We start from the raw sequence: 25,132 nt of genomic DNA on the forward strand, positions 1-25,132 counted from the left end.
CCTGATCTGCGTGGAAAGGGCCTTAGTCGGGGACGCGGCGATAAGCCCCGTCGCTCGCACTGGTGGTCATCGACGCGTACGCCCGCAGCGCCGCACTGATCGGGCGGACCCGATCGGCCGGGGTGTAGGGCTTGTCGCGCTTGTCCTGGGCGACCCGCCGGGCGTCGAGGACGTCCTGCGGCACCTCCAGGACGAGGCTGCGCGCCGGGATGTCGATGCTGATGATGTCGCCGGGCTCGACCAGGGCGATGAGCCCGCCCCCGGCCGCCTCGGGGGAGATGTGCCCGATGGACAGCCCGCTGGTGCCGCCGGAGAACCGGCCGTCGGTGATCAGCGCGCAGCTCTTGCCCAGGCCCCGGCCCTTGAGGAACGAGGTCGGGTAGAGCATCTCCTGCATGCCCGGGCCGCCCTTGGGGCCTTCGTAGCGGATCACCACGACGTCGCCCGCGACGATGTCACCGGCGAGGATGCCGGTGACGGCGTCGTCCTGGGATTCGAACACCTTGGCCGGTCCGCTGAACCGCCAGACCTCCTCGGGCACGCCCGCGGTCTTGACCACGCAGCCGTCCTCGGCGAGGTTGCCGTGGAGCACCGCGAGCCCGCCGTCGGCGGTGTACGCGTGCTCGACCGAGCGGATGCAGCCGCCCGCCGCGTCGGTGTCCAGTGTGGCCCACCGGTTCTGCGTCGAGAACGGCTCGGTCGTCCGCACACCGCCGGGGGCGGCGTGGAACAGTTCGACGGCCGCGTCGGACGGCGAGCCGCTGCGGATGTCCCATTCGGTCAGCCACGACGTCAGGTCGGGGGAGTGCACGGAGTGGACGTCGCGGTGCAGCATCCCGCCACGGTCGAGTTCACCGAGGATGGCGGGGATGCCGCCCGCGCGGTGGACGTCTTCCATGTGGTACTTCGGCGAGTTCGGCGCGACCTTGGCCACGCACGGGACCCGGCGCGAGACGGCGTCGATGTCGGCGACGCCGAAGTCCAGCTCGGCCTCCCGGGCCGCGGCCAGCAGGTGCAGCACGGTGTTGGTCGAGCCGCCCATCGCGACGTCGAGCGCCACCGCGTTCTCGAACGCCTCACGGGTGGCGATCGCCCGCGGGAGCACCGAGGCGTCGTCGCCGTCGTAGTAGCGCTTGCACAGGTCGACGATCAGCGAACCCGCCCGCTCGAACAGCTCCTTACGGGCGGCGTGGGTGGCCAGGGTGGACCCGTTGCCCGGCAGGGCCAGGCCGATCGCCTCGGTCAGGCAGTTCATCGAGTTCGCGGTGAACATGCCGGAGCAGGATCCGCAGGTCGGGCAGGCCGACCGCTCGATCCGGTCGAGATCGGCCTGGCTGACGGAGTCGTTGGAGGCGGCCACCATCGCGTCGATCAGGTCGAGCTTCTCGTGGACGACCCCCTCGATCGCCACCGTCTTGCCGGCCTCCATCGGGCCGCCGGAGACGAAGACGGTCGGGATGTTCAGCCGCAGCGCGGCGAGCAGCATGCCCGGCGTGATCTTGTCGCAGTTGGAGATGCAGACCAGCGCGTCGGCGCAGTGCGCCTGCACCATGTACTCGACGGCGTCGGCGATCAACTCGCGGCTGGGCAGCGAGTAGAGCATGCCGGCGTGGCCCATCGCGATGCCGTCGTCGACCGCGATGGTGTTGAACTCGCGGCCCACGCCACCGGCCGCGGCCACGGCGTCGGCGACGAGGCCGCCGAGGTCCTTGAGGTGGACGTGACCCGGTACGAACTGGGTGTAGCTGTTGGCGATGGCGACGATCGGCTTGCCGAAATCGTCGTCGGTCATGCCGGTGGCGCGCCACAGCGCCCGGGCGCCCGCCATAGTCCGGCCGTGCGTGGAGGTCCTCGACCGCAGCTCAACCATGCCGCAAAGTCTGCCACCGCAGATCCGGAACGGCTCGTCGCGTACCCACCCCGGTCCATCTGTCGGGAACCCGTCCCTCGAACGCCGAATTGTTAGCGCCGAATCGCACAGCGGGTGCGGAAAGGATCTTTTCGGTACGGCAGAGTGGAATGGTGCTCCTCCCCTCGGGACTGCCGACAGCCGCTCCGCTGGAGCGGCCGCTGGCGCTCGCGGCCACGGTGAGCGCCTTCGTAGCGCTGCCGGGTGCCTGGTCCCTGTGGCGGGCGGCCCGCGCCAGCGGCCGGTCCTCCCGCGGCCCCCGGCTACTCGCCGTCGGGGTCGTGGTGGTCCTGGCCGGGCCGCTCCTCGCAACCGTCGCCGCGCTCGCCTTCCTGGCCGACGGCTGGCAGGACGATCGGCACGGACGCATGATGCTCGGCGGGTTGATCGCGCTCGGCGCCATCCTGGGCGCGCCCATTCTCGGCTGGGGCCTGCTCCGGCTGCCGGGCATCGGCGACACCCCGGGCGTACGCACGAGGCACCTGCTCGACGGGCTGACCATCGGCGCTGCCTTGTTCATCTGCGGCTGGGTGCTCGTGGTCAATCCGCACTCGGCCCTGTTCCCGCTGCCCAGCCGGGGTGGCTGCGTACCGATCGCGGTCGCCGCCGTGCTGACGCCGTTGACGGCCGGACTGGCCCTGACGCTGTCCACCCGGGTCCAGCCGCCCCGCCGGCCGATCGCGCGGGCAGCCGTCGGCGCCGCGCTCGCCGTCGTCGCCGAGACCGCACTCGGCACCGGGATCTGCTACGGCTTGAGCTGGATGATCCTCGTCGGCGGCGGTCTGCTGCCGCTCGGCGTCGGGCTGATGGCGTACCGGCCGCGCTGGCGTGAGGTGCGGGCCGAGTTGGAGCTCCCAGCCCCGACCTCCGGGCTGCTCACCGCGCTGACGCCGGTGTTCGCCATTCTCGTGGCCACCACCTATCAGGCCTCCCGGAACGAGGGGACGCTCGACCTCCCGACCATCGTCGCGGGCATGATCGTCGGGCTTCTGCTGGTGGCCCGGCAGCAACTCGGCTACCTCGACGTCAAGCGGTACGCCACCCGTCTGGCCGACAGCGAGCGCCACTTCCGCGAGCTGGCCCACACCGATCCGCTGACCGGGCTGAGCAACCGCCGCGGTCTGCTGCGGACGCTGTTCGAGGACGCCGTCGGCGGCCCGCCGTGCACGCTGTTGGCTATCGACCTGGACGGCTTCAAGAACGTCAACGACATGCGCGGTCACGACGTCGGCGACGACGTGCTGGTCGAGGTCGGCCAGCGGCTGCGGCTCAACCTGCGGCCCGGCGACGTGGCGGCCCGGCTCGGCGGCGACGAGTTCGCGGTGCTCATGTGGGCCCGTCCGGCCGAGGCGATGCTCGTCGCCGAACGGCTGCTCGGCGTACTGTGCCGGCCGTATCAGGCCCGTCAGGGGATGGTGTACCTGTCGGCCAGCATCGGGCTCGCGGGCTGCAAGGAAGCCGACAGCGTACCGATGCTCATGCGGAACGCCGATCTCGCGCTGCGGTTCGCCAAGCAGCGCGGCAAGAACCGGGTCGAGGAGTACTCGCAGGAGTACGACGAATGGCTGCGGCGGCGTACGACGGTCGAGCACGAGCTGCGGGGTGCGATCGAGCGCGACGAGCTGCGCGTGGTGTTCCAGCCGGTGGTGGCGTTGCCGTCGATGCGCCCGACCGGGGCCGAGGCGTTGATGCGGTGGCATCATCCCGAGCTCGGCACGGTCCGGCCCGACGAGTTCATCCCGATCGCCGAGGACTCCGGGCAGATCGTCCAGCTCGGCACCTGGGTCCTCAACGAGGCCTGCCGGCAGCTGTCCCGCTGGCTCGCCGACGGTCACGACGTCTGGGTCTCGGTCAACGTCTCCCCGCGTGAGCTGCATCCCGCGGAGTACGTCACGCGCGTCACCGAGGTGTTGCGGGCTCATCGCGTACCGGCGTCGCGGCTCGTCTTCGAGGTCACCGAGCAGGCCGTCGCGACCGACCTCGACGAGCTCAAGGCCCGGCTCGCGGCCCTGCGGGACATGGGCGCGCGGATCGCGCTCGACGACTTCGGCTCCGGCTATTCGTCGCTCGGGCAGCTGCGCCACCTGCCAGTCGACATTCTCAAGATCGACCACAGCCTGGTGTGGGACACCGGCGTCCGCGAGTCGCAGCCCGCTCCGATGGTGGATGTGGTGGTACGCATGGGGCACCGGCTCGGTTTGGAAGTGATCGCCGAGGGGATCACCGACAAGGGTCAGCGCGCCACGGTCGAACGGGCCGGTTGCCGATTCGGCCAGGGCAGCCTCTTCGGCTGGGGCGTACCGGCGGAGCACATGGAAGCGCTGCTGGCCTCGTCCCAGCCGTCCATCCTGCCGGCACAGCCGACACCGTTGTCCCAGAAGCTGGGAGAAGTTGACTCAGCCGCTGAGATGCGCAAGAGTTGACGCCATGTCGACCCGGCTCGTCGCCCGAGTACTTACCTGAGCGCACTCTCAGCAAGACCGAGAGTGCGCTAGCCCCGTGCATACAGCACGAGGGCTTTTTTGTTGGGTTCAGACGGCCGTTGGGGTTACCGAGAGGCAGAAGATGACCAGACCCACACCGGAGGCGCTCGCTCAGCGGGCCGCCGCCCATCGGACGGCGGCCACCCCGCCGCCGCCCGCACCCATCCAGGTGACCGGCGCGCAGAGCCTGGTCAAGTCGCTGGAGGCGCTCGGGGTAGAGGTGATGTTCGGGATTCCGGGCGGAGCCATCCTCCCGGCGTACGACCCGATCTTCGACTCCTCCGTCCGGCACATCCTCGTCCGCCACGAGCAGGGCGCGGGTCACGCGGCGACCGGGTACGCACAAGCCACCGGCAAGGTGGGCGTCTGCATCGCGACCTCCGGCCCCGGCGCGACCAACCTCGTCACGCCGATCGCCGACGCGTACATGGACTCGGTGCCCATCGTCGCGATCACCGGCCAGGTGGCGCGGCCCTCGATCGGGTCGGACGCCTTCCAGGAGGCCGACATCCAGGGCATCACGCTGCCGATCACCAAGCACAACTTCCTGGTCCAGGAGGGCGAGGACATCCCGCGGATCCTGGCCGAGGCGTTCCACCTGGCCGCGACCGGCCGACCGGGCCCGGTGCTGGTCGACATCCCCAAGGACGTCCTGACCAACCAGACGACCTTCAGCTGGCCGCCGACCCTGGACCTGCCGGGGTACCGGCCGACCCTGCACCCGCACGGCAAGCAGATCCGCGAGGCGGCCCGGCTGATCAGCCAGGCCAAGCGCCCGGTGCTCTACGTCGGCGGCGGCGTGCTGAAGGCGCAGGCGACCGATGCGCTGAAGGAGTTGGCCGAGCTGACCGGGGCGCCGGTGGTGACCACGCTGATGGCGCGCGGGGCGTTCCCCGACTCGCACCCGCAGCACCTGGGCATGCCCGGCATGCACGGCACCGTCGGCGCGGTGTACGCCTTGCAGCGGTCGGACCTGCTGATCTGCCTGGGCGCGCGGTTCGACGACCGGGTGACCGGCAAGCTGGAGACGTTCGCGCCGGACGCGCAGATCATCCACGCCGACATCGACCCCGCCGAGATCGGCAAGAACCGCCAGGTGGACGTGCCGATCGTCGGCGACGCCAAGCACGTCATCGAGGAACTGCTGACGGCGCTGGCCGGGCAGGACGAGCAGAGCCGCAAGCGGTTGACCGAGTGGTGGAGCCAGCTCGACCAGATGCGCACCACGTATCCACTCGGCTACGAGGAGCCCTCCGACGGAACCCTCGCCCCGCAGTACGTCATCCAGCGCATCGGCGAGATCGCCGGACCCGACGCGATCTACGTCGCGGGCGTCGGCCAGCACCAGATGTGGGCCAGCCAGTTCATCAAGTACGAGAAGCCGGGCACCTGGCTGAACTCCGGCGGCCTCGGCACGATGGGGTACGCCGTCCCCGCCGCCATGGGCGCGAAGGTCGGCCAGCCGGGGACGGTTGTCTGGGCGATCGACGGCGACGGCTGCTTCCAGATGACCAACCAGGAGCTCGCGACCTGTGCCCTGGAAGGCATCCCGGTCAAGATCGCCGTGATCAACAACGGCAACCTGGGCATGGTCCGGCAGTGGCAGACGCTGTTCTACGGGGAGCGCTACTCCAACACCGACCTCGGTACGCACAAGCACCGCATCCCCGATTTCGTGAAGCTCGCCGAGGCGCTGGGCTGCATCGGGATGCGTTGCGAGACAGCCGCCGACGTCGACAAGACGATCGAGGCCGCGATGGCGATCGACGACGCGCCCGTCGTGGTGGAGTTCGTGGTCGGCAAGGACGCCATGGTGTGGCCGATGGTGGCCGCCGGCACCAGCAACGACGAGATCATGTTCGCCCGGGGCGTGCGCCCCATCTTCGACGAGGACGACCTGTGATGGCCACGAAGCACACGCTGTCGGTTCTGGTGGAGAACAAGCCCGGCGTGCTCGCCCGCGTCTCGGGGCTGTTCTCCCGGCGCGGATTCAACATCGACTCGCTGGCGGTGGGGGAGACCGAGCATCCGGAGATCTCCCGCATCACCATCGTGGTGGACGCCGAGACGCAGCCGTTGGAGCAGGTCACCAAGCAGCTCAACAAGCTGATCAACGTGCTGAAGATCGTGGAGCTCGAACCGGCCGCCTCGGTGCAGCGCGAACTGCTGCTGGTGAAGGTGCGCGCGGATCGGCCGATCCGGTCGCAGGTGCTGGAGACGGTGCAGCTGTTCCGGGCCCGCGTCGTGGACGTGGCGGCCGACGCGCTGACCATCGAGGCGACCGGGACCTCGGAGAAGCTCGACGCGCTGCTGCGCGACCTGGAGCCGTTCGGGATCAAGGAGATGGTGCAGTCGGGCCGGGTCGCCATCGGCCGCGGCTCGCGTTCCATCACCGCGGCCCCCGCCCTCCGCTCCGCCGCGTAACCCCCCGTTGATCATGAACCTAGGGTCTCAGTCGACGGCGTGTCGGCACCCCCGACCTCATGGTCAACCGTTCTTGAATACTGAGACGTCCCGTCCCACCGTACGGGCCAGTGACGGTCCGGCGGCAGGATGAGCAAGGTTTGCCCAGGAAGGAAGAGTTCAAGTGACCGAGGTTTTCTACGACGACGACGCCGACCTCTCGGTGATCGCCGGCCGCAAGGTCGCGGTGATCGGCTACGGCAGCCAGGGGCACGCGCACGCGCTGTCGCTGCGGGACTCGGGCGTCGACGTCCGGGTGGGCCTGCCTGAGGGCTCGAAGAGCCGGACCAAGGCCGAGGAGCAGGGTCTGCGGGTCGTCACTCCGTTCGAGGCGGCGGCCGAGGCCGACGTCATCATGATCCTCGCGCCGGACACCGCCCAGCGGAAGATCTACGCCGAGGCCATCGAGCCGAACCTGACCGCCGGCAAGGCGCTCTTCTTCGGTCACGGCCTCAACATCCGCTATGGCCTCATCAAGCCGCCCGCCGACGTCGACGTTGCGATGGTCGCGCCGAAGGGCCCGGGGCACCTGGTCCGGCGGCAGTACGTCGACGGCAAGGGCGTGCCGTGTCTGGTCGCCGTCGAGCAGGACGCCACGGGCGGTGCGCTCGCGCTGGCCCTGTCGTACGCCAAGGGCATCGGCGGCACCCGCGCCGGCGTCATCCAGACCACCTTCACCGAGGAGACCGAGACCGACCTCTTCGGCGAGCAGGCGGTTCTCTGCGGCGGCACGGCCGCCCTGGTCCAGACCGGCTTCGAGGTGCTCACCGAGGCTGGCTACGCGCCCGAGATCGCGTACTTCGAGTGCCTGCACGAGCTGAAGCTCATCGTGGACCTGATGTACGAGGGCGGCATCGCCCGGATGCGTTACAGCGTCTCCGACACCGCCGAGTACGGCGACGTCACCCGGGGCCCGCGCGTCATCAACTCGGCCGTCAAGGACGAGATGCGCAAGATCCTGAGCGAGATCCAGTCGGGCGAGTTCGCCCGCGAGTGGATCGCCGAGGACGACGCCGGTCGCCCGAACTTCACCAAGCTGCAGCAGCAGGGCGCGGACCACCCGATCGAGGAGGTCGGCAAGAAGCTGCGCGGAATGATGAGCTGGGTCGACCGGCCGATCACCGAGACCGCCTGAGTTTTTCGGCACCACCGGAACCTTCAGGTAAGAAGCGGGCCACGCCGGGGCGATCCCTCAGGCGTGGCCCGTTTTGTCGGTCTGCGTCACGGAGTGTTCATCCACTTGGCGTCAAGCGAAACCTCAAGGGTGGGTGCTTTATCGTCCGTTCAGGTATCGTCCGGCCATGCGGTTGGAGTATTCGTACCGAACGGAGCGGTTCGGCGCCGTCCGAATCAGCCCGTTGCAGCGAGTCGTCGAGATCGACGGCTCCGCGGCCGACGACGAGGTCGAGCGGGTCCAAGGGGACGGCTCGACCAGGGTCGTCGGCCGGGACACGCTCCGGGGGATCGAACGCGACATGGTCATCGTCGTCCCCTGCATGAACGAGCCGCGCCGGGTGATCGAGGGAGTTCTGGCGGGCATCCCGCACGACTGCCTGATCGTCCTCGTCTCGAACAGTGACCGGACCCCCGTGGACCGGTACGACATCGAGCTGCGCTCGCTGGAGGAGTACTGCCGGTTGGCCAATCGGCCGGCGTTGGCAGTGCACCAGAGCGATCCCGGGGTGGGCGCCGCCATGAAGGCGGCGGGCATGCCCGAGATCGTCGACGAGACCACCGGCGGCGTACGCGGTGGCAAGGGCGAGGCGATGATCCTGGCCATGGCCCTGGCCGCGATGAGCGGCCGCCGCTACATCGGCTACGTGGACGCCGACAACTACGTCCCCGGATCGGTCCACGAGTACTGCAAGGTCTACGCGGCCGGTCTCGCGTTGGCCGACAGTCCTTACTCGATGGTCCGCATCGCCTGGGACTCCAAGCCCAAGGTACGCGACGGGCGGCTGTTCTTCAGCAAGCGCGGCCGGACGTCGGAGGTCACCAACGACTTCCTCAACCGGCTGCTCGCCGAGTACTCCGGGTTCGGCACCGACGCGATCGTCACCGGCAACGCCGGGGAACACGCGCTCAGCCTGGAACTCGGCCTGCGGATGCGGATGGCCGGCGGCTTCGCCGTCGAACCGTTCCAATTCGTGGAGCTGTTCGAGCAGTTCGGCGGCGTGCTGCCAGACGCCTCCCCGGTCCCGCACGACGTCGGCGTGCCGATGCTCCAGATCGGCACCTGCAACCCTCACTTCCACGACAACAAGGGCGACGAGCACGTCCAGTCGATGCGCTTCCAGGCGCTCAACGTGCTCTACCACTCCCCGGTCTGCCCGCCCTCCCTGCGTACGGAGATCCTCGACTTCCTGATCCTCCAGGGAGCGCTGGAGCCGGGCCAGGAGCCGCCGCGCGAGCGCGTCTACCCCCCGGTGGGCACGCTGGCCCTCGATCGCCTCTACGACGTCCTCGCCGGTGAAGCGACGTCTTTCCGTCAGTTCGGTCACAAGGTGACCGCTGTGACTCCGCGCACGGTCGTGCCGATCGAGCGGAGTGTCATGCAAGACACGGTTCGGGAGACAACGGTGCTGGCATAGGCCGTTGCCCGCCCGGGACGCGCCCGATAGCGTCCCGGGTCGGGGGTGACGTGATGACCGTCACGCCGCGCCAGCCCAGCGGCGGATGCCTCGCAAGCCGTACGATTCGCCTGGTAGAGCCCGAGCGCGGCGTTGCGTTCCGGCGGTCCTCCCCACCCGGAGCGGCCGTCTGCGGCGTGCCACCATCACACGTCATGTCGCGGGCCGGTTCTCTCTTTTCTGCCCTGGCCGGTCCGGCCTGGATCACAAGAATCCCGTGAGGCAACAGTGACTCCCGTCGTTCTCATCGCCGAAGAGCTCGCTCCCGCGGCCCTCGACGTTCTCGCCAACGACTTCGACGTCCGGCACGTCGATGGCACCGACCGCCCGGCCCTGCTGGCCGCGCTCGCCGAAGCCGACGCCGTGATCGTCCGAAGCGCCACCCAGATCGACGCCGAGGCGATCGCCGCCGGATCCCGGCTCAAGGTCGTCGCCCGCGCCGGCGTCGGTCTCGACAACGTCGACACCGCCGCCGCCACCGCTCGTGGCGTCATGGTCGTCAACGCGCCGACCTCCAACATCGTCTCCACCGCTGAGCAGGCCGTAGCGCTGCTGCTCGCTGTCGCCCGGCACACCGCCGCCGCGCACGCGTCCCTGCGGAAAGGCGAGTGGAAGCGTTCGAAGTACACCGGTGTCGAGGTGCAGGGCAAGACCGTCGGCGTCGTCGGGCTCGGTCGCGTCGGGGTGCTCTTCGCTCAGCGGATGGCGGCCTTCGGCACCCGGCTCATCGCGTACGACCCCTATGTCCAGCCGGCCCGCGCCGCTCAGCTCGGCATCCGGCTCGTCGGGCTGGAGGAGCTGCTTCAGGAGAGCGACTTCATCTCGATCCACGCGGTGAAGACCCCGGAGACGGTGGGTCTCATCGGCGTCAACGAGCTCAAGCTGGTCAAGCCCGGCGTACGCATCGTCAACGCCGCACGGGGCGGGCTGATCGACGAGGCCGCCCTGGCCGACGCGGTCGCCGACGGCCGGGTTGCGGGCGTGGGACTCGACGTCTACGCCAAGGAGCCGTGCACCGACTCGCCGCTGTTCGCCTTCGACAACGTCGTGGCGGTGCCGCACCTGGGTGCATCGACCGTCGAGGCGCAGGACAAGGCGGGCCTCGCGGTCGCCAAGAGCGTGAAGCTCGCGCTCCAGGGCGAGTTCGTCCCGGACGCGGTCAACGTGCAGGCCGGCGGTGTCGTGGACCAGGAGGTGCGCCCGCTGCTGCCGCTCGCCGAGAAGCTCGGCAAGGTCTTCACCGCGGTCGCGGGTGGGGTCGCCGCCAGCGTCACGGTCGAGGTCCACGGCGAGATCGTCGCCCACGACGTCTCGGTCCTCAAGCTCGCCGCGACCAAGGGCCTCTTCGGCGCCGTCGTGGAAGAGCAGGTCACGTACGTGAACGCGCCGCTGCTGGCGGCCGACCGCGGCGTTGAGGTCGAGCTGGTCACCTCGGCCGAGGTCGTGGGTCACAAGAATCTTGTGACGGTACGCGGAGCGAAGCCGAACGGTCGCGTCGTCACCGTCTCGGGCACAGTCGTGTCGAACGGTCTCCGCGATCAGGTCAAGCTGACCGCGGTCGACGACTTCGACCTCGAGCTCGACGCCGAGGGCGTGCTCCTGTTCTTCCGGTACGCCGACCGCCCGGGCATCGTCGGCACGATCGGCACCTTCCTCGGCCAGGCGGGGGTCAACATCGCCTCGATGCAGGTGGCCCGGCGGGCTGCCGGTGGCGAGGCGCTGATGACCCTGACGGTCGACAGTGGAGTCGGTGCGGAGCTGCTCCAGCAGGCCGCCGCGTCCATCGGTGCGACCGCGGCGGCAGCCGTCGACCTCACCGAAGAGTGACCGGATGCTTGCTTTGCGTTGCGAGGCCCGTTAACCTGCTGAAGTCCCCAGTGGACTTCGGGTCCGTCTTCGGGTGACGCGACCCGCATTCAGCTCAGAACCGATGGCCGGGACGATTGCCGCGTCCCGGCCATCGGTGCATCCACCCATTGATCATGAACCTATGGTCCCGGGCGCCCTGTCGGCTCGCGTTGTCCGCGGCGTCCCGGCTGGCCCGCCCTTTCCGCGCGATCATGAACCTTCGGTCGTTGTCGTCCGGCGTGTCGTGTCCGCAGCGCCTTGATCGACTCCGCGCGAGCCTGATCGACATCGTCGTCGGGTAGCGGCCCAGGCTCTTACCGGAGCGGCTGTCGCTGCAAGATCAAGTGCCCTAGGTCTGCGATTCTCAGCTCGAAACGGCGATCATGTTCCCGACATATGCGCCAACGGGACTCTGGGCGCATACCTGCGGAACTTGATCTTGAAAATCAACGACTCAGCGCAGGTGACGGGTACTTGATCAAGCAAACGCTGCGGACAATCGCTAGTGCGCCGCGGTGCCCGCCAAGGATGCCGAGTGCAGCGCCCGAGCCTGGGCCACGACCTTGTCGATCGGTTCCCGCAACAGGACCGCAGGGATGACCAGCGCACCCTGAACGTGACGAGCCTGAATTCGACGCCACGGCTTCGGGTGAGCCCGCCGGAGTACGCCGTCGGCATCACGAAGGCGGAAGGCCAGCGACATTCCGTAGCCGAAGTCCACCCGTTCGACGTCGGCCCAGCCGAAGGTAAGCCCGAGATGCGGAATAGTCACTCCATCGGCATCCATTCCGACCAGGGTGCCTCGCCCGCGGTGGGTCAAGAGTGCGACGAGGAGCCAGATCAGGCCCGGGACAAGGCAGATCACCACGGCCGTCACGCGGATGGCTTCGAGGAGACGGCCGGGTAAGGCGTCCAGCGGCAACCGGTTGATCATGTCTTGGATCGAGATGGTGAGGACGACGGATGCACCGGCCCATAAGAGTGCGGTCAGGTCGGGGCTGGGATAGAAGAACCGCCGCCGCGCCGCGAACGGCTCAGCTGCCGGAAGGGGCACTGAGTTGATCATCACTTCGAGATTCGCCCGCTCGACCCCCTCAGCGTTCCGCACGGCGGCGAGCTGCCAATAGAGCATTGACAAGATCAGAACGAGTCCCAGCAGGGTCAGCAGGCTGTACGACAGAGTCAAGATCAGCGACACCGCGATGGCTGCCGAGAACCACTGGGTGACCGTGCGTACGCGGGTGGCCCAGTCCACGGCAGCCCGCTGGATCGCCGGATCCGGATGCGGATAGCCGTTCTCGGCCAGCCGCCGCACCTCGTCCCGGGTGGTACGCGGAAGGTCCCGCCAGCGCAGCGTCATCTGTCCCCCACTGAAGTCGATGCTCTCTTGAAAGCGTGTGCCGTCTGGAGCAGATCCACCAGGGGAGCCCGAAGCCAGTTCGCCCGCAAGAAGACGCAGCCTCCGTTACGTGCGGCGGCGCGGCGCATCCTGCGGCTGACCAGAGTAACTTCCGGTTTGGCGAGGTGGAAGGCGAGCCCCAGATGAGGCGTGGTCGAGTCGGGAATCGGCCAGACGGCGTCGATCTCCGCCCACCGGAGGGTGAGCCGGGCGTGGGGCAGTTCGACGCCGTCCGGAGTGAGCCGCAGCGCCACTCCGGGTCGGCGGGGCATGAACGGGTTGTAGTACGCCTCGACCCCGACGATTACGGCGATCACCACGACCGTGATCGCACTGATCACGACGTGCAGACGGCGCCCGTCGAGGTACGCGTACGCCAGAGCGTAGGTGAGCCAGATCAGTGGAAACGCACTGTCGATGTGCCACCAGCGAGTACGCACCTCGCGCGGTTCGGCCGCCGCGAGGCCGTCCGAGCTGAGCTCATGCAGCGCCCCGACCGCGCGGGGAAAGGCAGACTGCCGTTTGGTGTGCACGACGGCGGCCCCGAAGATCACGAGCAGCAGGGGCACCACAACGTAAAGCGATGCCTCCAGCCACCACATCAGGACGAAGCCCGCGACGACGAGCGCGGCGACGATGGAAAGGCGACGTTCCAGCGTCCGGTACGCCCGCACCGCTTCATCGAGGGCATCGAGGGATGGCATGGCGACATTGTGAGAGATGTTCGCCATGAAGCGGTGACCCGGGTGATCGTGCGGTCGGGTACGCGACAACAGCCCGGTGCAAGATCGTCGGCTCCCGACGATCAATGCACGAATACGCCCACGATTGTCGGAAGCCGACGATCATGGCGGCGCGGACGGCCAAGAATGTCGGAAGCCGACGATCACGAAGGCAACCCAGCGCACCAAGTATCAAAGAGTGAGACGCGAGTACCGCCCTATAGGACAAGGCCCGTACAGTCGAGCGTACCCAACGGAGTGGAGACGTCGTGCGCATCGCAGTCGTGGCTGGTGACGGCATCGGGACCGAGGTGGTCGCGGAGGGACTCAAGGTGCTGCGCGCCTTGGTGCCTTCGGTCGAGACCACTGAGTACGACCTCGGCGCGGCACGTTACCACCGGACCGGCGAGGTGCTTCCGGCCACCGTCCAGGACGAGCTGGCCCAGCACGACGCGATCCTGCTCGGCGCGGTCGGCGATCCGAGTGTGCCGCCGGGCGTACTGGAGCGCGGACTGCTGCTGAAGCTCCGGTTCGACTTCGACCAGTATGTGAACCTGCGGCCGAGCCGGCTGTGGCCGGGCACTGCCGGTCCGCTGGCCGGGGTGAAGCCGGGCGAGATCGACTTCGTCGTCGTCCGGGAGGGCACCGAGGGGCTCTACACCGGCGCGGGCGGTGCGATGCATCGTGGTACGCCGGCCGAGGTGGCGACCGAGGAGAGCCTGAACACCCGGCACGGCGTCGAGCGCGTCATCCGCGACGCGTTCGACCGGGCCACCCGACGCGAGCGCCGCAAGGTGACCATGGTTCACAAGACCAATGTGCTGACGCATGCGGGTGGGCTCTGGGCGCGTACGTTCGACGCGGTCAAGGCGGAGTATCCGGACGTCGCCACCGAGTACCAGCACGTCGACGCCGCTTCGATGTTCATGGTGACGAACCCGCAGCGCTATGACGTGATCGTGACGGACAACCTGTTCGGCGACATCCTGACCGACATCGCCGCCGCGGTGACGGGTGGCATCGGTCTCGCGGCCAGCGGCTGCATCAACCCGCCTTCGGCGTACCCGTCGATGTTCGAACCGGTCCACGGCTCGGCGCCGGACATCGCGGGCAAGGGGATCGCGGACCCGGTGGCCGCGATCTTGTCGGTGGCCTTGTGCCTGGACCACCTCGGTCACCCCGAGGCGGCGCAGAAGATCAACGACGCGGTGACGGCGGAGCTCACGCAGCGCGGCAGTTCCGCGATCGTGACCGCCGAGGTAGGGGACCGAGTAGCCGCCGCCGTAGTAGGCGCGCAGTAGCAACCACGGCCCGGCCGTGGCCGGGCACGAGCACTTCTCCCGATGTCCGGCACAGCCCGGGTCTGCAGTTGAACGACCGTTAGAGGTAAGTTTCAGCCAGACCACGGTGACGCCGCGCAGCGCTGCCGCGTCACCCCAGTGGCATCAGATGGAGGGCACGCCGCCATGGGAGACCTGTTCGAGATCCACCCCAACCCCCACCCGGTCGCGCGGGCGGAGCGCGAGGCGCTTCTGGCCAATCCCGGTTTCGGCCGGGTATTCACCGACCACATGGTGATGATCAAGTACGCGGAGGGCAAGGGCTGGTACGACGCGCGCGTCGAGGCACGCGGGCCGCTCCCGCTCGATCCCGCGACGGCGGTGCTCCATTACGCACAGGAGATCTTCGAGGGGTTGAAGGCGTATCAGCTCGCCGACGGCGGCGTGAGCCTGTTCCGGGCGGACGCCAACGCCGCGCGGTTCGTCGACTCGGCTCAGCGGATGGCGATGGCGCCGCTGCCGCCGGAGCTGTTCCTCGGCGCGATCCGCGAGCTCGTCACGATCGACCGCGACTGGATTCCGGGCACCGAGGAGGCCAGCCTCTACCTGCGGCCGTTCCAGATCGCCAGTGAGGTCTTCCTCGGCGTGCGGCCGGCGAAGGAGTACATCTTCTGCGTCATCGCCTCGCCGGTCGGCGCGTACTTCACGGGCGGCGTGAAGCCGGTCTCGCTGTGGGTCTCCAGCGAGTACACCCGGGCCGCGCCTGGCGGCACCGGCGCGGCCAAGTGCGGCGGCAACTACGCGGCCTCGCTCGCGCCCATGGTCGAGGCGGCGGAGAAGGGCTGCGACCAGGTCGTCTTCCTGGACGCAGTCGAGCGCAAGTACGTCGACGAGCTGGGCGGCATGAACGTCTTCCTCGTCCTCGACGACGGCACGCTGGTGACGCCGCCGCTGACCGGCACGATCCTGCCCGGCATCACCCGTGACTCGCTGGTGACGCTGGCCAAGGCCGACGGCCGGGTCATCGAGGAGCGCCCGATCAGCATGGACGAGTGGCGCGAGGGCGCGCTCAGCGGCCGCGTGGTGGAGTCGTTCGCGTGCGGCACGGCCGCCGTGGTCACGCCGATCGGCACCATCCGGTCCGAGGAGGGCGACTTCACCATCGCCGACGGCGGCACCGGGCCGATCACCGCCGAACTGCGCAAGCGCATCCTCGACATCCAGTGGGGCCGATCCGCCGATCCCTACGGCTGGTCGACGCGCATTCTCTAGATCCAGATCCAAATCCAGGGGTACGCAGAAAGCCCGCGTACCCCTGGATTTTTTGTGGAATGTGGACAGGCGTGACAGCGCGCGGGGAGTCAGCGACGCGGCGGACGTGACGACGTGGGCCGGGCGCCCGCGGGGCGCGAACCGACCGGACGGGACCCGGCGGGACGGGTTCCGGCCCAGCTCATCGAACGGGTGACCCCCGTCAGGGTGTCGACGTCGGGGCGGGTGAGTCCTAGGTTTGCGGGAGTGCTGTGGTGTGCCATGTCAAACTCCTTCGATACCCCGACCAACGACACCAGACGTGGCCGGACACTGGCACACCCCCAGCATTCGGACATTCTGCAGGGCATCGCGGACGTTCAGGCAGCCCGCCGTAGAACTTCCACCGGACTGTCCGTAGTAGACCGTGTCGATCGCCGGAGCGTCATCGGGTACACCGTGGCCGCGGGGGCAGGCGGCGCGGGGGTGATCGTCCGGCTGTGCCGGGCGTCCAGCAGCGAGGCGTCGAGCGCCACCATCGCGGCGACGAGCGCCTGCTGGGCCTGGTCACTGGTGGGCAGCCGCCAGCCGACGTCGTCCGGCGAGACCTCCCAACGCACCGGGCCACTGCGCAGCCGGGTCGGCGGCAGCGGAACCCAGGAGTCGGTGGAGTGGCACAAGACGTCCTCCCGGCCGGACAACTCCGGGCCGAGCTGGGCCGCCTCCCCCCGACCGGTACGCACGAAGAACATCCAGCGGTCCTGGGGAGTGACGGCGACGGGACCCCGGAGGGAGCCGGTGACCGAAGGCCGGCCCGGACCGGTGACCGGGCCGCAGACGGCGCGCGCGCCGAGCAGGGCCGGAACCTCGATGACCTCGATGCCGTGGCCGGTGGCCAGGAGCAGGGAGTACGGCGCGTCCTGCCACCACTCCTCGATCTGTGCCGGATCGGTGGTGGCGTCGGCGTCCCAGTGGGCGAGCGCCGGGTGGCACGAACTGGTGACGCACCCCGGCCGTCCACATTCGAATCGCGACGGCGCTTCGTCTCCCGCGGGTTCGAGCCAGGCCCCCGGAGTGACGGTCCAGCTCTCCTCGGCGAAGCGCAGAGCGGCTCGCCGGAGTCGGAAGTGGGACACCCATCTGTCGATGGCCCAGTGCATCTCGTTGTACCCCCTGTCCGTTGACCTGCTGGCATCCACCTGGTGTTTCCGGAATTGCCGCATTGTCGAGCATCACTGTGCGGTACGGCGTCACCGGTACGGCGTACATCTCGTTGGACCAGGCAACAGCTTGTGCAACTTGCATCGAAAATTACGAGCGAGAGCGGTAACCTCAGCGCACATGGTGTGCGACTAAGCCCCGGGGAGGTCGAGCACGTGGACGAGCTGCCGATAGGAAGACGGGTCGCCTACTGGCGCAACCGCCGGAAGATGTCTCAGCAGGTTTTCGCCGACCGTCTCGGCAAGTCGAAGAGCTGGGTCGACAAGGTCGAGCGAGGCGTACGCCGGCTGGACAAGTTCTCCGTGGTCTACGAGATCGCCGATGTGCTCTCGGTCGACGTGCAACTGTTGCTGGGCAAGGAACCTGAGCGCCGGCCCGAATCGGTGAACTGTGTCGACGCCGTCGAGGTCGCCGAGATCCGCGCCGCGTTGGAGCGCTATGACGCGTTCAGCGCGTTCTTCGCCCCGGCCACCGAACCGCCGCCCGTCGTGGAGATGCGCAAGGCGGTGAACCACGCCTGGCTGACCTTCCAGCACGCGCGCTACGGCGTACTGGCACGGAGTCTGCCGAAACTGTTGCGGGATGCGCAGGCCGCCGACACGGCGTACGCGACAACCGATCAGGCGCGCGACGTGGCGAACCTCCTCGGCCAGGTGTACCAGCTCTCGTCGTCGGTGCTCCGCAAGCTCGGTGAGCTGGAATTGGCGTGGCTGGCGGCCGACCGGTCGATCGCCGTCTCGCAGCGATCCGGTGATCCGTTGCTGGCCGGCACGGCCACCTATCGGGTGGGCTCGGCCTTGCTCGCGCTGGGACGTGCGCGACCGGCGTTGGAGATCAACGTCAACGTGGCCAACCGGCTGGCTCCGGGATCCGGTGACACGTCACCCGAACAGCTGTCCGTCTACGGAATGCTGCTGCTGCAAGGCGCGATGGCCGCCGCCCGGATCGGCGACAGCGCCACCATGCGCGACCTGCTCGACGGCGCGGCCGAGGCGGGGCACGCGGTCGGCGAGGACCAGAACCATTACTGGAGCTGCTTCGGGCCGACGAACGTGCTGCTGCACCGCGCGGCGGCGAGTGTCGAACTCGGCGAGGGCGGCCTGGCCGTCAACGTCCACGAGCAGAGCATCCCGACGTCGTCGTTCACTACGCTGATGCCGGAACGCCGCGCGCATCACTACCTCGACATGGCTCGGGGCTTCGCCCAGGTCGGTGACGTCGACCGGGCGGGGGAGATGCTGCTGGAGGGCGATCGTCTCGCGGCGGCGGAGATCCGCTGCCGTCCGATCGCCCACGAGGTACTCTCGGACGTCCTCCGCCGCACCAAGGGCACCCCGTCGGCGCCCATCGCGGAACTGGCCGAGCACATGGGAGTCGGCGTTTGACCGTCCTATATGTAGTCACCTGCGGCTCGCCGGCCGCGCGTGACGTCGCGCGCCTCGTCACGGGTGCGCAGGAGATCGGTTGGCAGGTCTGCGTCGTGGCGACGCCGGACGGCCGCAAGTTCATCGACGTCCCCGCGCTCGCCGAGCAGACCGGGTACGCCGTCCGCAGCACCTTCAAGAACCCGGGCGAGCCCGATCTGCTGCCGGCCGCCGATGCGATGATCGTCGCGCCCGCGACCGCCAACACCGTGGCGAAATGGGCCGCCGGGATCGCCGACACCCTCGCGCTCGGGCTGCTCTGCGAAGGGCTCGGCCGGGGACTGCCGATCGTCGCCGTTCCGTTCACCAATTCGGGGATGGCCGGTCATCCGGCCTTCGGCGAGGCGCTCGACCGGCTGCGGGGCTGGGGGGTGACCGTCCTTTGGGGACAGGACATCATGCCCACCTTCCGGCCCGGCGAGGGCGAGGCGCATTTCGCCGCGATGCCTTGGGATCTCGCGCTCGGTGAGATCCGCAAGCGTTTGGATGTGGCCTAGGTGGACATGGCCTAGTCTGCGACGATCCCTCTCGGATACTGTGGGGTCGCTGAGCGTTAACGCTCGGTCCACAATTCCAAGGGGGACGCTCTGTTGGCGGTCAGAGTCGGCATCAACGGCATGGGCCGGATCGGCCGAACCTTCTGGCGGGTGAGCCGCTCCCGGCCCGAGCTCGACGTCGTCGCGATCAACGACCTCGCCCCCGCCGCCAACCTGGCATACCTCATGAAATACGACTCCGTGCGAGGCCGGTTCCCAGCCGAGATCACGAGTACGCCGGACGCGATCGTCGTCGACGGAGTGCCGATCGCGGCGTACCAGGAGGCGGAGCCGGACCGGCTGCCGTGGGGTGATCTCGGCGTCGACGTCGTCCTGGAGGCGACCGGCCGGTTCTTCACCGCCGACCGGGCCGCCGGTCATCTGCGCGCCGGAGCCGGCCGGGTGCTGGTGTCGACGGCCACTGTGGACGCCGACGCGACCGTCCTCATGGGAGTCAACGAGGACGCCTTCGACCGCGATCGGCACCGGATCGTGTCGCCCGGCTGTTGCACCAGTAGCGCCGTCGTCCCCGTCCTCGCCGTACTCCGGCAGCTGGGCGAGCTCAAGGAAGGCACGCTCACTACCGTCCACGCGTACGACGCGACGAAGAGCGCGCTGCTGGACTCGCCGCACTGGAACCCGCGGATGGGCCGGGCGGCGGCGGCCAACCTGATCCCGGTGCAGCTGAAGCCGGGCAGCCTGCACGCGATGGGGCTGGCCGTCCCGGAGATCGCCGGACGGGTCGACGGGCTGCACGTCCGGGTGCCCACCATCATCGGCTGCCTCGCCGACCTCGTCGTACGCATGCCGAACGCGCCCTCGGCGGAGGCGGTCAACGTCGCGCTCGCCGCTGCGGCGGCCGGCCACTTCAAGGGGGTGCTCGGCTACACCGAGGAGCCGGTGGTCTCCTCCGACATCGTCGGCACCGCCGAGTCGAGCATCGTCGACGGGCAGTTCACCACGGTCGTCGGCGACACGGTGAAGGTCGTGGCCTGGTACGACAACGAGTGGGGTTTCGCCCACCGCCTCGCCGACGTCACCGGGTTGCTCGGGTAGCGTCAGCCGGATGAGTCCCGAACCCGGCTCGCCGGCCCCCGCGCAGTCCGCCGGCCCGGCGTCTGCGGACCGGATCACGGTTCCGGGTCGAATCTTGCCCCAAGATTCGACCGAGAACCCTGATCCGGTGCCGACGGCGGGCGTGCCGACGGTCGCCGACGTGGTGGCCGCGCTGGACGAGTGGTACCCCCCGGCGACCGCCGCCAGCTGGGACCGAGTCGGGCTCGTCCTCGGTGAGCCGACGGCTCCGGTCGAGCGGGTCCTCTGCGTCGTGGACGTCGTCCCAGAGACCGCTCGGCAGGCGCTGGACCTGGGCGTACAGCTGATCGTTTCGCACCACCCGCTGCTGTTCCGCGGGGTGTCGTCGGTCGCGCCGACCACGTACGCCGGTCGCATCGTGCACGATCTGATCCGCGGCGGCGTGGCGTTGCACGTCGCGCATACCAACGCCGACGTGGCCCCGGACGGGGTGAACGAAGCGCTGGCCGACCTCTTCGGGCTGACCGACCGCGTACTGCTGACGCCGGAGGGCATCGGCCGGGTCGGCACGCTCTCGGAACCGCTGACCCTTCGCGAGCTGACGACGTTGGCGGCGCGGGTTCTGCCCGCCACCTCGTGGGGCGTACGCGCAGCCGGCGACCCCGATCGGCGGATCACCCGATTGGCCGTGAGCTCGGGGTCGGGCTCGGAGCACCTCGCCCAGGCGGCCGAGATGGGGGCGGACGCCGTCGTCACCTCCGACGTGAAGCATCATTACGCGAGCGAGCACATCGCCGCCGGTGGTCCCGCGATCGTCGAGGCCGCCCATTGGGCGACCGAGTGGCCGTGGCTGCCCCGGGTGGCCGGGCTGCTGCGGAATCGGTTCGGGATGGAGACGTTCGTCTCCGAGCTCCGGACCGACCCGTGGAACTTGGCCGTCCCTGGCGGAGAATGATCAGTGAGCAACGGAGTCGATCAGGGCGCTGGGCACACGACACACCGGTCGATCACGACCACAAGTTCATGATCGGCGGGAAAGCGCCCCGGCGGGAAAGCGCCCGGCGGGACAGGGCAGGGAGAGGGAACGTATGAAGGCCGCACCGGAGGATCAGCGCCGCCTGCTCGACCTGCAGGCCATCGACACGACCCTGGCTCAGCTCGCGCACCGGCGCAAGACGCTGCCGGAGCTCGCCGAGCTGGACCGGCTAGCCCGGGAGATCTCGTCGTCGTCGGACGAGCGGGTGCGGGCCCAGGTCGACGTCGACGATCTCGATCGGGACATCGCCAAGCAGGAGCGCGAGGTCGACACCGTACGCCAGCGGCTGGCCCGGGATCAGCAGCGGCTCGACGACGGCCGGTTGCCCGCGCGCGAACTGACGGCGATCGAGCACGAGATCACCGCGCTCAAGCGTCGCCAGTCCGACCTCGAGGACGTCGAGATCGAGATCATGGAACGCCGGGAGCGGGCCCAGGCCGCGTTGGACGCGGTCGAGCAGCGGTTGAGCCAGGCGCGGCAGGACCGCGAGGCGACCGAGACGAAGCGGGACGAAGCGCTCGCCGAGATCGCCAAGGAGGAGGAGTGGAAGGCGGCCGCACGTAAGCCGCTCGCCGCCGATCTGCCCACCGACCTGGTGACGCTCTACGACAAGATCCGCGAGGTGTCCGGCGGGCTGGGTGCGGCACTCGTCCAGCACGGTCGCTGCGGTGGCTGCCGGATCGAGCTGGCCGGGGCGGACCGCGTACGGGTGAAGTCGGCTCCGGCGGACGAAGTGGTCCGCTGCGAGGAGTGCCGCCGGATCATGGTGCGTACGGCCGAGAGCGGGCTGTGAAGGTCATCGTCGAGGCCGACGGCGGCTCGCGGGGCAATCCCGGGCCGGCCGGGTTCGGCGCGGTCGTCCGCGACGCGGGGACCGGAGCAGTGCTCGCGGAACGGTCGGAGTCACTCGGGATCGCGACCAACAACGCGGCCGAGTACTCGGGGCTCATCGCCGGGCTGAAGGCGGCGGCCGAGGTGGGTGCGACCGAGGTCGACGTCCGGATGGACAGCAAGCTCGTCATCGAGCAGATGGCCGGGCGCTGGCAGATCAAGCATCCGGGGCTGCGCCCGCTCGCGGCGCAGGCCGCCGATCTGGTCCGCGGGTTCCAGGCCGTCCGCTACCAATGGGTGCCGCGTGAGCGCAATCAGCACGCCGACCGGCTCGCCAACCAGGCCATGGACGCCGCGACCCAGGACGAGATCGCCGAGGCGGCCTCCGAGCAGAGCTGGGAGCCGCGCGAGGATCCGCCGACCCGCCTCATCCTCGTCCGGCACGGCGAGACGCCGCTCACGGCCGAGAAGCGCTACAGCGGCCGCGGTGACGTCCCGCTCGCGCCGGTGGGTGAGGCTCAGGCCCAGGCGGCCGCCGTCCGGCTCCAGGCTCTCGGTCCGCTCGCGGCCGTGGTTTCCTCTCCCCTCACCAGGTGTACGCAGACCGCCGGATACATCGCGGAGATGGCTGACGCGGATCTCCCGGTCCAGGTGATGCCGGACCTGATCGAGGTCGATTTCGGGCAGTGGGAGGCCCTGACCTTCGCCGAGGCTCGCGAACGAGACCCGGCGGCGATGCAGGCCTGGCTCAAGTCGACCGCAGTCGCGCCGCCTGGCGGGGAGTCCTTCCAGCGAGTGGCGCAGCGAGTTCGCCGGGCGATCGGGGAGCTGCGCCAGAAGCACACCGGCCAGACGGTGGCCGTGGTCTCGCACGTCTCGCCGATCAAACTGATCCTCCGGGACGCCCTCGCGGCGGGCGACGCATTCCTGTATCGCCTGTACCTGGACCCGGCCGGAATCAGTGTCATCGACCTATATCCCGACGGTGGAGTGGCGGTGCGGTCGGTGAACGAGACCGGTCATCTGCCGCCCAGGAAAGCGTGATTCACTTCCCTCCGTGATTCGGGAGTCCACCGCCCCTCTGCGCCTGCGCGCCGTCCACGCCGCCCTGCTGCTGGGGGCGTACGCCGTGGTCACGATCGAGGCGTTGAGCGCGTTCGACGCCCTCAACCGGTGGTCGATCGCGGTCGTGTGGCTGGTCTTCGCCGCGGCGTTCGCCGGGTGGTGGGTACGCCGTGGGCGCCCCCGGCCGAACCCCGCCCGCCGGTGGGCCGATGCCCGAGCCTGGTGGGTGGCCGCCTCGAAGATCGAGCGCTTCCTCGTCAGCGTCATCGGCGGGCTCTTGCTGACCGAGTTGGTCATGGCGATCCTGGCCGAGCCCAACAACTACGACTCCCAGACGTATCACCTCTCGCGGATCGAGCACTGGGTCGCCGACGGCAATCTCGAGGCGTACCCGACGGCGATCCAGCGGCAGATCAGTCTCGCCCCGGGCGCGGAATACCTGCTGGCGCACCTTCGCCTGCTGACCGGCGGAGACGCCCTCTACAACCTTGTGCAGTGGAGTGCCGGCGTACTGTGCGTCTTCGCCGCCTCCCGCATCGTGGCCCAGTTCGGCGGCGGTCGCCGGGCTCAGCTGCTGGCCGCCTTCGTCGTGGCGACCACGCCGATGGTGACCCTCCAGGCGAGCAGTACGCAGGTCGACCTGATCGTCGCGGGTTGGGTCGCCTCGGTCGCCACCCTGGTGCTGGACGACACGCGCCGGAAGGCCACTCTGCGTACGGTGGCGTGGATCGGGCTCGGTTTCGGGCTGGCCGCCGTCACCAAGGCGACCGGCCTGCTCGGGACGGCCCCGATGCTGCTGCTCTGGGGGATCGCCCAACTCCGCCTCGGTCGCGTACGCGATCTCGCCCGAGTGGCCGGGACGTCGGTGGCGATCCTGGCGATCGCGGCTGTCCTCTGTGCACCGTTCTACTACCGGAACTACCAGGTGTTCGGCAGCCCGCTCGGTTCTTCCCGGCTGACCGACTCGGTCCCGATGCAGCGGCACGACCCGGCGGCGATCCTGGTCAACGGGCTGCGCATCGGACAGACCGCGCTCGACACTCCGGTCGCACCGCTCAGCGACGCGGTCGCGGCGGCGATCGAGGGCGTCTCCCGGGCGGTCGGCGTCGACCCGCAGGATCGCGACATCACCTTCGGTGTGACTACCTTCCCCGTCGTCGCCTGGTACCCCGACGAGGATCGCGTCTCGCTGCCCATCCAAGGCGTACTGGCGCTGCTCGGGATGCTCTTCGGCCTGATTCGCCCGAACCGCTTCACCCAATCCCGCCGGCTGCTTCAGGCGTACATTTCAATGATCGCGATGGCCGGGTTGCTCTATGCCGCGACCGTCAAATGGCAGCCCTGGGGCAACCGCCTGATCGTCTTCGCACTGGTCCTGGCCGCGCCGGTCGCGGGCCTGTGGCTTGACAAAGCCATGGCGCGTAGGTGGCCGATGCGCCTGACGGTGGTGACCATCGTCGTGGCCGCGCTGTCGGCCACCCTGGCCGTGGGGTACGGCTTTCCGCGCCGCCTGGTCGGCAAGGGTTCGGTGTTCACGACGAGCCCGGTCGACACGCGGTTCCTTCGACGTCCACAATGGACCGGCGATTTCCGCTGGGCCCGTGACCAGATCGAGGCGTCCGGCGCGCGGCGGATCGGGCTCGTCCAGCAGAACGACAATTGGGAATATCCGTGGTGGGTGCTGCTGCCGGGGCGTGAGTTCGTGGCGATGCAGTCGGTCGTGCCGCAGCGCCCGCCGGCTCGCCCGGACGAGGTCGACGCCATCGTCTGCACCGGTGACCTGGTCGTATGCCGAAAGATCGTCCCCAAGGACTGGACGCTGACGACGCACGGTTACGTGGCGTACGCACACCGCTGATCGAAGTCCCGGCTGAATTCCTGCGAGTAGGACCGTTCGGCGCAGCGGTGTGACCGTTCGGCGCTCGGCCGCGCACCCGCGACTGTCGCGGCGTCCCAAGATCTGGTCTCCTTCGCGCGACCCGCGAATCCAAGGAGGCGT

The 25,132-nt window shown here is 69.2% G+C and carries 19 protein-coding genes; 15 read left to right on the top strand and 4 right to left on the bottom strand.

All coding sequences use genetic code 11. The features are described 5' to 3' along the window. Nucleotides 1–22: 22 nt before the first annotated feature. Entirely contained in the window at nt 23–1,870 is a 1,848-nt protein-coding gene (ilvD, locus tag HOV77_RS01745) for a dihydroxy-acid dehydratase (protein ID WP_290856551.1), read from the bottom strand. A 152-nt stretch (nt 1,871–2,022) separates the two neighbouring features. Between ilvD and HOV77_RS01750 the strand changes: the two genes are divergently transcribed. The 6 genes from HOV77_RS01750 to serA all read left to right on the top strand — a co-directional run bounded on the left by HOV77_RS01750 (nt 2,023) and on the right by serA (nt 11,312). Further along, nucleotides 2,023–4,332: a GGDEF domain-containing phosphodiesterase gene (locus tag HOV77_RS01750; protein WP_290856553.1), complete on the top strand. Its 2,310-nt coding sequence runs from the start codon at nt 2,023–2,025 to the stop codon at nt 4,330–4,332. Nucleotides 4,333–4,474: 142 nt separating this feature from the next. Continuing rightward, nucleotides 4,475–6,295: an acetolactate synthase large subunit gene (locus tag HOV77_RS01755; RefSeq protein WP_290856555.1), complete on the top strand. Its 1,821-nt coding sequence runs from the start codon at nt 4,475–4,477 to the stop codon at nt 6,293–6,295. After that, on the top strand, nt 6,295–6,816 hold the full coding sequence (gene ilvN, locus HOV77_RS01760; RefSeq protein WP_253760931.1) for an acetolactate synthase small subunit: 522 nt from the start codon (nt 6,295–6,297) through the stop codon (nt 6,814–6,816). Before HOV77_RS01755 ends, ilvN begins: the two co-directional genes overlap by 1 nt. A gap of 163 nt (nt 6,817–6,979) precedes the next feature. After that, the gene (gene ilvC / locus HOV77_RS01765; protein WP_290856559.1) at nt 6,980–7,990 is read left to right on the top strand and encodes a ketol-acid reductoisomerase; all 1,011 of its coding nucleotides are present in this window, start codon (nt 6,980–6,982) and stop codon (nt 7,988–7,990) included. Nucleotides 7,991–8,156: 166 nt separating this feature from the next. Beyond that, complete coding sequence (gene mpgS, locus HOV77_RS01770; RefSeq protein WP_290856561.1) at nt 8,157–9,446, top strand: mannosyl-3-phosphoglycerate synthase; 1,290 nt, start codon at nt 8,157–8,159, stop codon at nt 9,444–9,446. A gap of 267 nt (nt 9,447–9,713) precedes the next feature. Then, nucleotides 9,714–11,312 carry a phosphoglycerate dehydrogenase gene (serA, locus tag HOV77_RS01775; protein ID WP_290856567.1) on the top strand — a complete coding sequence of 533 codons (1,599 nt, stop codon included), beginning with the start codon at nt 9,714–9,716 and terminating at the stop codon, nt 11,310–11,312. A gap of 523 nt (nt 11,313–11,835) precedes the next feature. On the opposite strand, the gene HOV77_RS01780 is transcribed toward serA, so the two are convergent. Both HOV77_RS01780 and HOV77_RS01785 read right to left on the bottom strand, forming a co-directional pair. Then, nucleotides 11,836–12,693 carry a hypothetical protein gene (locus tag HOV77_RS01780; RefSeq protein ID WP_290856570.1) on the bottom strand — a complete coding sequence of 286 codons (858 nt, stop codon included), beginning with the start codon at nt 12,691–12,693 and terminating at the stop codon, nt 11,836–11,838. After that, a complete protein-coding gene (locus HOV77_RS01785) occupies nt 12,690–13,436 on the bottom strand; it encodes a hypothetical protein (RefSeq protein ID WP_290856572.1) in 747 nt (248 codons plus the stop codon). The genes HOV77_RS01780 and HOV77_RS01785 overlap by 4 nt, the downstream gene beginning before the upstream one ends. A 287-nt stretch (nt 13,437–13,723) precedes the next feature. Between HOV77_RS01785 and HOV77_RS01790 the strand changes: the two genes are divergently transcribed. After that, a complete protein-coding gene (locus tag HOV77_RS01790) occupies nt 13,724–14,755 on the top strand; it encodes a 3-isopropylmalate dehydrogenase (RefSeq protein ID WP_290856574.1) in 1,032 nt (343 codons plus the stop codon). 165 nt (nt 14,756–14,920) lie between these two features. Next, on the top strand, nt 14,921–16,006 hold the full coding sequence (locus tag HOV77_RS01795) for a branched-chain amino acid aminotransferase (protein ID WP_290856577.1): 1,086 nt from the start codon (nt 14,921–14,923) through the stop codon (nt 16,004–16,006). Nucleotides 16,007–16,365: 359 nt separating this feature from the next. Here HOV77_RS01795 and HOV77_RS01800 read toward each other — a convergent pair whose 3' ends face one another. Next, complete coding sequence (locus HOV77_RS01800) at nt 16,366–17,121, bottom strand: bifunctional DNA primase/polymerase (RefSeq protein ID WP_290856579.1); 756 nt, start codon at nt 17,119–17,121, stop codon at nt 16,366–16,368. 240 nt (nt 17,122–17,361) lie between these two features. Between HOV77_RS01800 and HOV77_RS01805 the strand changes: the two genes are divergently transcribed. The 7 genes from HOV77_RS01805 to HOV77_RS01835 all read left to right on the top strand — a co-directional run bounded on the left by HOV77_RS01805 (nt 17,362) and on the right by HOV77_RS01835 (nt 24,991). Beyond that, a complete protein-coding gene (locus HOV77_RS01805; protein WP_290856809.1) occupies nt 17,362–18,591 on the top strand; it encodes a helix-turn-helix domain-containing protein in 1,230 nt (409 codons plus the stop codon). Next, nucleotides 18,588–19,127, top strand: a complete 540-nt coding sequence (locus HOV77_RS01810; protein WP_290856581.1) for a flavoprotein — start codon at nt 18,588–18,590, stop codon at nt 19,125–19,127. The genes HOV77_RS01805 and HOV77_RS01810 overlap by 4 nt, the downstream gene beginning before the upstream one ends. A gap of 93 nt (nt 19,128–19,220) precedes the next feature. Next, nucleotides 19,221–20,222, top strand: a complete 1,002-nt coding sequence (locus tag HOV77_RS01815) for a glyceraldehyde 3-phosphate dehydrogenase NAD-binding domain-containing protein (RefSeq protein ID WP_290856583.1) — start codon at nt 19,221–19,223, stop codon at nt 20,220–20,222. 160 nt (nt 20,223–20,382) lie between these two features. Beyond that, nucleotides 20,383–21,156 (top strand): Nif3-like dinuclear metal center hexameric protein, encoded by a 774-nt coding sequence (locus HOV77_RS01820; RefSeq protein ID WP_290856824.1) that lies wholly within the window; start codon nt 20,383–20,385, stop codon nt 21,154–21,156. 133 nt (nt 21,157–21,289) lie between these two features. After that, nucleotides 21,290–22,030: a C4-type zinc ribbon domain-containing protein gene (locus HOV77_RS01825; RefSeq protein ID WP_290856586.1), complete on the top strand. Its 741-nt coding sequence runs from the start codon at nt 21,290–21,292 to the stop codon at nt 22,028–22,030. Next, nucleotides 22,027–23,112, top strand: a complete 1,086-nt coding sequence (locus HOV77_RS01830; protein WP_290856593.1) for a bifunctional RNase H/acid phosphatase — start codon at nt 22,027–22,029, stop codon at nt 23,110–23,112. Before HOV77_RS01825 ends, HOV77_RS01830 begins: the two co-directional genes overlap by 4 nt. Nucleotides 23,113–23,125: 13 nt before the next feature. Beyond that, nucleotides 23,126–24,991 (top strand): DUF2142 domain-containing protein, encoded by a 1,866-nt coding sequence (locus HOV77_RS01835; protein WP_290856599.1) that lies wholly within the window; start codon nt 23,126–23,128, stop codon nt 24,989–24,991. The last annotated feature ends 141 nt before the right edge of the window (nt 24,992–25,132 follow it).

The organism is Hamadaea sp. (genome assembly GCF_013362815.1).
Classification (GTDB): domain Bacteria; phylum Actinomycetota; class Actinomycetes; order Mycobacteriales; family Micromonosporaceae; genus Hamadaea.